The organism is Staphylococcus sp. TE8 (assembly GCF_000692055.1).
GTDB classification, from domain to species: Bacteria; Bacillota; Bacilli; order Staphylococcales; family Staphylococcaceae; genus Staphylococcus; species Staphylococcus capitis.
Genome location: NZ_JMGB01000005.1, coordinates 38,352 through 46,246, shown reverse-complemented (window position 1 = coordinate 46,246; position 7,895 = coordinate 38,352). Strand labels below are relative to the sequence as shown.

Genomic DNA, 7,895 nt, shown 5'->3' with positions numbered 1-7,895 from the left:
TTATTCACCAAAGAGCAAAAAAGATACTTCAACACCTGCTGCTTTCGGTAAGACTTTAAATAAACTTATCGCAAATGGAAAATTAAGCAAAGAAAACAAAAAATTCTTACTTGATTTAATGTTAAATAATAAAAGCGGAGATACTTTAATTAAAGACGGTGTTTCAAAAGACTGTAAGGTTGCTGATAAAAGTGGTCAAGCAATAACATATGCTTCTAGAAATGATGTTGCTTTTGTTTATCCTAAGGGCCAATCTGAACCTATTGTTTTAGTCATTTTTACGAATAAAGACAATAAAAGTGATAAGCCAAATGATAAGTTGATAAGTGAAACCGCCAAGAGTGTAATGAAGGAATTTTAATATTCTAAATGCATAATAAATACTGATATCATCTTATAGTTTGTATTATCGTTGACATGTATAATTTTGATATCAAAAACTGATTTTCCCTCTATTATTTTCGATATTTATTTTCTTAATTCTCTTTAACAAACTAGAAATATTGTATATACAAAAAATCATAAATAATAGATGAATAGTTTAATTATAGGTATTCATCAATCGAAAAAGCAACGTATCTTATTTAAAGTGCGTTGCTTTTTTCTCATTTATAAGGTTAAATAATTCTCATATATCAAGCAAAGTGACATATTAGTGTTAATAATGATTTGAAGCATATACTCAATTCAATTACTGCTGATTTCACTAAATTTGAACTACAGGAAATGACACAACTAAAATCAACTTATGCAAAAAATATGTTTAGATTACTAAAGCAATATAAACATACAGGATATTTCAAAATTCAAATTAATGATTTCAGAGAACGTTTAGATATTCCGAAAAGTTATCGAATGAGTGAAATTGATAAGTATGTATTTAAACCAATAATTAAAGAATTAGGCTTTTTATTTAAAAATCTCAATATTAATAAAATTAAAGCTAAAAAAGGACGAAAGATTGAATGGTTAGAATTTTCTTTTGAACCTGAGAAACGTATTCATTCGAAACGACAATCTAATATGATAAGTACAGGCAAACCAAAACAATATATAAGCCGTGAAATGACGCCACAATGGTTAAAAAATAACACTTATGAACCAACCACATCTAAGACATCTGCGTATACAGAAGAAGAACGTCAAGCGTTTTTACAAAAAATGAAAAAGTAAAGGAGACCCAGTTATTTGATGAAAACTGTAAAGGAAGTTTCTGAACTTTTAGATGTCTCTAAACAAACAATTCATTATCATTTAAAAAGTTTACCTTCAAATTTGAAGGTAAACAAAGTAGGTAACAAATCATTAATAGATGATAATACAATAGATTATCTAAAAACAATTTTAAATAAAAAAACGACAAAAGAATCGACAAAATTTGATGAAAAATCGACAAACAAAACAGAATCATTAAATAACCAATATAGCAGTTATATCGATAAATACATAGAGCATTTAGAATCAGAAATTCGACAAAAGAATCGACAAATTGACGATTTAACAATTGCATTAAAACAAGAACAATCTTTGAATTTAAATAGCCAAAATATATTAAGTAATACCAAAAAAATAGAAACTGATAATATAGATTCAAAAGAAGATATCATTACTCCAAAAGCATCAAAAAAAAATGAACAAAAACAATCTATCTTTTCTAAACTATTCAAAAAAAAATAATGTATTCACGCCTAAAGGCGTGAATACATTATTTTCTCTAAAAAGAAATTATCACTTGTTAATTATAATATAGTTAATATTTAGCAAGTGAAGTGTGGTTTATCATATGCAAAAATCCCACTACTGTCCAAAGCAAAGTAGGGTTTTTATTTAATATACAAAATACAAAGCATTTCTATATTGACAAAGGATAAAAATCATACTAACTTATGAATATATGAGCATATATTCATAAGTTAGTATGATTTTCTTCGAGTAACAAAACATTAATTGAAATTTTATATTTTTTAACTCTATAGTTATAAAAACAAAAATTCAAATTATAGAAAATATTTTTCATCATTAAAAAGAGGAGGGATTAAATGGAAAACGATCACAATCATAATCATACACATGGCGCGAACAAAAAGACTTTATTAATTAGTTTTATTATTATTACAAGTTACATGATTGTAGAAGGGTTAGGTGGTTTCTTTACTAACAGTCTTGCGTTAATTTCAGATGCTGGTCATATGTTAAGTGATTCTATTTCTTTAGGTATTGCTTTAATTGCATTTACTTTAGGAGCGAAGCAAGCTAATACAAATAAAACTTTTGGCTACAAAAGGTTTGAAATACTAGCAGCTGTACTTAATGGTATTACTTTGATGTTAATAGCTATCTATATTTTTTATGAAGCTATTGAGAGATTTAAAAACCCCCCTGAGGTAGCTTCTACAGGCATGTTAATTATCGCCTTGGTAGGCTTGTTTATTAATATTATTGTGGCTTGGATAATGCTGCGCGGGAGCGATGTAGAAGAAAACTTAAATATGCGTGGAGCATATTTGCATGTAATAAGCGACATGCTTGGATCTATAGGTGCAGTTATAGCAGCCCTTCTCATTATATTTTTTAGATGGGGGTGGGCGGATCCTTTAGCAAGTGTGATTGTAGCAATTTTAGTACTACGTAGCGGCTTTTATGTAACAAAATCAAGTCTTCATGTATTAATGGAGGGAGCACCAAGCAATATAAATACAAAAGACATTATTAAAACTATTAAAAAATTCAAAGAAGTTAAAAATATTCATGACTTTCATGTTTGGTCAGTAACTAGCGGATTAAACGCGTTATCTTGTCATATTGTTGTAGAAGATACAATGACCATTACTGAAAATGAGTTTTTACTTAAACGTATAGAACATGAACTCAATCATCAAAATATTCAACATGTCACAATACAGACTGAAACTTCTAACAATAATCATAGTGAAAAATTGTTTTGTATCGTGAAAGAAGAAGACAGTCAACATCATCATTAAATAAACAGCCATTATTTTTTAATAATGGCTGTTTATTTAATTATTCCAATATATTTAATATATCTTTTTTGTTATTTTCAAATCCCACGTAATATTTAAACAACTTTTTTTTACCCCAAAAAATTTTTTTATAAAAAACAAATAAGGGAACAATTCGGTTGCCTGATATTTTTTTCATTTCTTCTTCTAAGTCCAAATTTTGACTTACATCTTTATGACTATAACTAATCTCTTGAGAGTTTAAATACCTTTTTGATTCTTGGCAATCAGAGCATGTAGGTCTTGTGTAAAGCTCAAGTTGTATATTTTTATCCAAATATATCTCTCCTAATATAAGTTTTAGCATACATTTTATACAAGTGTACCTCTTAAAACAAACTATAAATATTAATTTTTTATATGAAACTTTTGTATTGACTTATACCTACTAGGGGTATAATATAGATTCCAACAAGAGATACCCCGTTAGGGTATATGAGGAGGGGTGAAATTGAACACTACTACTGTTAAAAACAATGACGCATTGCTCAATAGACTCAAAAGATTAGAAGGACAAATGCGCGGTTTACAATCAATGATAGCAGAAGATAGATATTGTATAGATGTACTAGTACAAATAACAGCAATACAATCAGCCCTAAAACAAGTGGGTTTTATAGTAACTGAAGACCATATATCTAATTGTGTAAGTGAAGGTATTAAAAATGGCAACGGAGAAGAAAGTATCAAAGAATTGATGGTTGTATTAAAACAATTTTCAAAATAGGAGGAAAGAAATAATTGAGTGAAAATATTAAAAAAACCTCATTAGGTATCACAGGCATGACATGTGCAGCTTGCTCGAATAAAGTAGAAAAAAATCTAAATAAATTAGATGAAGTTAACGCTAATGTAAATCCTTCTACAGAGAAAGCTACAATTGAATATAACCCCAATGTTACATCATTAGAAGATATTGCAAATACAATTCAAAAAACAGGTTATGGAGTTTTAACCGAAAAAGTGGATCTCGATGTAATGGGAATGACGTGTGCAGCTTGTTCGAATAAAATCGAAAAAGTTTTAAATCGAATCTCAGGTGTAAATAAGGCTACAGTTAATTTAACCACAGAAAGTGCTACTGTAGAATACAACCCTGATATGACGTCTGTAGATGAATTTCAACAACGTATTAAAAACCTAGGGTATGAGGCACAACCTAAAAAAGAAGCATCAGAAAAAAGTTCCCAAAAAGAAAAACAATTAAAACGACAGTTAATTAAATTAGTTGTTTCAGCTGTTTTAGCAGCTCCATTGTTAATGACAATGTTCGTTCATTTATTTGGTATTCAAATACCACATATATTTATGAACCCGTGGTTCCAATTTGTATTAGCAACGCCTGTTCAATTTGTTATTGGTTGGCAATTTTATGTAGGCGCTTATAAAAACCTTCGTAATGGGTCAGCAAATATGGATGTTCTTGTCGCTTTAGGTACAAGCGCAGCCTTCTTTTATAGTATTTATGAATCGATTAAGTGGTTAATTAATACAAATTATGAGCCACACCTATATTTTGAAACAAGTGCTGTATTAATTACTTTAATTCTTTTCGGAAAGTATTTAGAAGCACGTGCTAAAACACAAACAACAAATGCGTTAAGTAAATTGTTGAATTTACAAGCTAAAGAAGCACGTATATTACGCAACGGTGAAGAGACTATGGTTCCTTTAAGTGAGGTAAAAGAAGGAGACTATTTAGTTATCAAACCAGGAGAAAAAATACCAGTAGATGGCAAAATAATTAAAGGTATGACTTCAATTGACGAGTCAATGTTGACAGGTGAATCTATTCCTGTTGAAAAAATGCAAAATGATAATGTTATAGGATCAACAATGAATAAAAATGGAGCAATTACTGTTGAAGCAACAAAAGTTGGTAAAGATACAGCTCTTGCCTCCATTGTTAAAGTTGTCGAAGAAGCGCAAGGTTCTAAAGCGCCAATACAAAGACTAGCAGATATTATTTCTGGATATTTTGTACCTATCGTTGTAGGTATCGCGATTTTCACATTTATTATATGGATTTCATTAGTTCAGCCGGGACAATTTGAACCAGCCTTAGTTGCTGCAATAGCAGTATTAGTTATCGCTTGTCCTTGTGCGTTAGGCTTAGCTACGCCTACTTCTATAATGGTGGGTACCGGAAAAGCTGCTGAAAATGGCATTCTATTTAAAGGTGGAGAACACATTGAAGGTACACACGCTATTAATACAGTTGTTTTAGATAAAACTGGCACTATAACAAATGGCACACCTGAAGTCACTGATTTTAGTGGAGATGATCAAACATTACAATTGTTAGCTAGTGCAGAAAAAGGTTCTGAACACCCACTAGCTGAAGCTATCGTAAGTTATGCTAAAGAAAAATCATTAGAATTTTTAGAAGTAGACCATTTTGAAGCTATACCAGGGCGCGGTATAAATGCAACAATTGATGGTAAAGAACTTTTTGTCGGAAATCGAAAACTAATGAGTGAAAAAGGAATCCAAACTAATGAAGCTGAAACAAATCTCGCTCAATTTGAAAAAGAAGGAAAAACTGCAATGCTTATAAGCGTAGATAACGAATTGAGAGGGGTTGTCGCTGTAGCTGATACAGTTAAAGATACTGCCCAACAAGCTATTCAAAAACTTCATGAATTAGGTATTGAAGTTGCTATGTTAACTGGTGATAACAAACGTACCGCACAAGCAATAGCAAAACAAGTTGGTATAGACACGATTATTGCAGAGGTTTTACCAGAAGAAAAAGCTTCTAAAGTAGCAGAAATTCAATCTGAAGGTAAAAAAGTAGCTATGGTTGGAGATGGTGTCAATGATGCTCCAGCACTAGTTAAAGCAGATATTGGTATTGCCATTGGTACAGGTACAGAAGTTGCAATCGAAGCTGCTGATATAACTATTTTAGGAGGAGACCTTTTATTAATTCCAAAAGCAATAAAAGCAAGTAAATCTACAATTCGTAATATTCGCCAAAATCTATTTTGGGCGTTTGGTTACAATGTTGCAGGTATCCCTATAGCAGCAATTGGTCTGCTAGCACCTTGGGTTGCGGGAGCAGCAATGGCTTTAAGTTCTGTAAGTGTTGTCACAAACGCTTTACGTCTAAAACGTATGAAATTATAAGAATCTTATATTTCTTGAAAGGAGGTGACAACATTGACTAACGAAGTTATTAATGTAGAAGGTATGAGCTGTGACCATTGCAAGCATTCAATTGAAAAAGCATTAAATGGATTAGATGGTGTAACATCTTCAGAAGTAAGCTTGGCGAATGGGAATGTGGAAGTTGAATTTGATGAAAATCAAGTAGCTTTCAACGACTTTAAAGAAGCTATTGAAGATCAAGGTTACGATGTAATTAAATAATTTAAATAGTTGGGCATATCGTTTAATGATATGCCCTTATTAAAAATTAAGGAGGATAAAAATATGAATCATAATCATGAATATCATTCAAACAAACCCGAAATTAAAGCAAATGTTGTATATAGAGATGGTAATATAGAAATTACGTTAGAAGATGAATTTAATAATGCCCCATTATTAGATACTATGCATGAAAAAGAAATGCATTTCGTTTTAGTATCTAATGACATGGAGAAATATTACCACCTACACCCTCAAAAAAAGCATGAAGGTTTATTTATAATTAACCAACAATTAGAGCCAGGAACTTACCAGGCTTTTGTTGATGTTACACCAAAAAACCATGTGTATTCCGTTCATCCTATTGAACTGCAAATTGGAGATAAAATAACCTCTACAACATCTTTAAATTCTGATAAAAATTGGGTAAAAGTTAACAAAGGAGTTCATGTAACTTTAAATTCTATAAGTGCTAAAGAAGATGAACATGTCCCTTTAACTTTCAATACAGAATTAACTCCCCAACCTTATTTAGGAGCTTTAGGACATGTGATTATATTTGATGAGCAATTAACTGATTATATTCATGTTCACCCAGAATCACCTGATTCTACAACCTTTTATGCTCATTTTCCTAAAAAAGGGATGTATAAAATTTGGGCAGAATTTAAATTTAATGATGAAGTGCATAGATTTACTTATAATATTAAAGTTGCATAAATCTATTAGCAAAAGCTTAAAAATCAGTAAATTGTAAAGAGTTATTTAGATAATACAAAACGCTTTATAAAAAATCGAAAATTTAAGATAGAAAGTTGATGAAGAAAGTATCAAAAAATTGTAGTGGTTGTTTATATTGCAACATTCACTGAATTTTTATAGTTAATAACCTATTATTTAAGGAGTAATTTATTGATTAAGTTTGAATATTTTGAGGAGAAAGATTTTGATTTATTAATAAACTGGATAAACTCTCCTGAACTTTTAGTCAAATGGGCAGGTACAGATTTTAATTATCCCCTAGATGAAGAACAATTAAAGGAATATATTAAAGACACAAATAAAGAAAATTCTAGTAAAATAATTTATAAAGTTATCATTGAAGAAAATAATTCAAAAAAAATTATAGGTCATATTGCTTTAAATAATATAGATTTTAAAAATTGTTCCGCCACGTTAAGTAAAGTTTTAGTAGGTGATCCGCAAATGCGTGGCCAAGGATTAGGCCCTAAAATAATAAAGAAATTATTGAAAAAGGCTTTTGAAGATTTGGGACTACACAGAATTGAATTAGGTGTTTTTGCCTTTAATAAATCAGCTATTAAAAGTTACAAAAAGATTGGATTTATAAAAGAAGGAGAAAAAAGAGACTTTAGAAAATTAAATGGAGAATATTATAATTTATGGCAAATGAGTATGTTAGAAAGCGAATGGTCTTGAATAATTTTAAACAAAAATAGTCCTCTTATTTTAATAAGAGGACTATTTTTGTTTATTTAGAGC

At 30.1% G+C, this 7,895-nt stretch carries 9 protein-coding genes and 1 pseudogene; 9 read left to right on the top strand and 1 reads right to left on the bottom strand.

Annotation, left to right across the window (positions count from 1 at the left end):
- The 4 genes and pseudogenes from CM54_RS11825 to CM54_RS11810 form a co-directional block, all read left to right on the top strand.
- Nucleotides 1-361, top strand: a 361-nt coding sequence (locus CM54_RS11825) for a serine hydrolase (protein WP_031793098.1), incomplete at its 5' end; no start/stop codon positions are given.
- Nucleotides 362-651: 290 nt separating this feature from the next.
- A pseudogene (locus tag CM54_RS11820) lies at nt 652-1,173 on the top strand (replication initiation protein); the annotation flags it as partial.
- Nucleotides 1,174-1,191: 18 nt separating this feature from the next.
- Nucleotides 1,192-1,677 carry a helix-turn-helix transcriptional regulator gene (locus CM54_RS11815; protein WP_002487969.1) on the top strand — a complete coding sequence of 162 codons (486 nt, stop codon included), beginning with the start codon at nt 1,192-1,194 and terminating at the stop codon, nt 1,675-1,677.
- 362 nt (nt 1,678-2,039) lie between these two features.
- On the top strand, nt 2,040-2,981 hold the full coding sequence (locus tag CM54_RS11810) for a cation diffusion facilitator family transporter (protein ID WP_001831389.1): 942 nt from the start codon (nt 2,040-2,042) through the stop codon (nt 2,979-2,981).
- 40 nt (nt 2,982-3,021) lie between these two features.
- Here CM54_RS11810 and CM54_RS11805 read toward each other — a convergent pair whose 3' ends face one another.
- Nucleotides 3,022-3,297 (bottom strand): glutaredoxin family protein, encoded by a 276-nt coding sequence (locus CM54_RS11805; protein WP_001831374.1) that lies wholly within the window; start codon nt 3,295-3,297, stop codon nt 3,022-3,024.
- A 174-nt stretch (nt 3,298-3,471) separates the two neighbouring features.
- Here CM54_RS11805 and CM54_RS11800 point away from each other — a divergent pair, with 174 nt between their 5' ends.
- The 5 genes from CM54_RS11800 (at nt 3,472) to CM54_RS11780 (ending at nt 7,832) form a co-directional block, all read left to right on the top strand.
- Complete coding sequence (locus tag CM54_RS11800; RefSeq protein ID WP_001831396.1) at nt 3,472-3,747, top strand: metal-sensing transcriptional repressor; 276 nt, start codon at nt 3,472-3,474, stop codon at nt 3,745-3,747.
- A gap of 14 nt (nt 3,748-3,761) precedes the next feature.
- Nucleotides 3,762-6,149: a heavy metal translocating P-type ATPase gene (locus tag CM54_RS11795; RefSeq protein WP_001832797.1), complete on the top strand. Its 2,388-nt coding sequence runs from the start codon at nt 3,762-3,764 to the stop codon at nt 6,147-6,149.
- A gap of 33 nt (nt 6,150-6,182) precedes the next feature.
- Entirely contained in the window at nt 6,183-6,392 is a 210-nt protein-coding gene (gene copZ, locus CM54_RS11790) for a copper chaperone CopZ (protein ID WP_001831373.1), read from the top strand.
- Nucleotides 6,393-6,455: 63 nt separating this feature from the next.
- Nucleotides 6,456-7,112 carry a hypothetical protein gene (locus CM54_RS11785; RefSeq protein ID WP_001831384.1) on the top strand — a complete coding sequence of 219 codons (657 nt, stop codon included), beginning with the start codon at nt 6,456-6,458 and terminating at the stop codon, nt 7,110-7,112.
- 192 nt (nt 7,113-7,304) lie between these two features.
- Nucleotides 7,305-7,832 (top strand): GNAT family N-acetyltransferase, encoded by a 528-nt coding sequence (locus tag CM54_RS11780; protein WP_001831394.1) that lies wholly within the window; start codon nt 7,305-7,307, stop codon nt 7,830-7,832.
- Nucleotides 7,833-7,895: the final 63 nt, after the last annotated feature.

Bases quoted from the DNA above. Each gene is read 5' to 3' on its own strand.
- CM54_RS11810 (WP_001831389.1), top strand. From the start codon at position 2,040: ATGGAAAACGATCACAATCATAATCATACACATGGCGCGAACAAAAAG.
- CM54_RS11785 (WP_001831384.1), top strand. From the start codon at position 6,456: ATGAATCATAATCATGAATATCATTCAAACAAACCCGAAATTAAAGCA.
- CM54_RS11815 (WP_002487969.1), top strand. From the start codon at position 1,192: ATGAAAACTGTAAAGGAAGTTTCTGAACTTTTAGATGTCTCTAAACAA.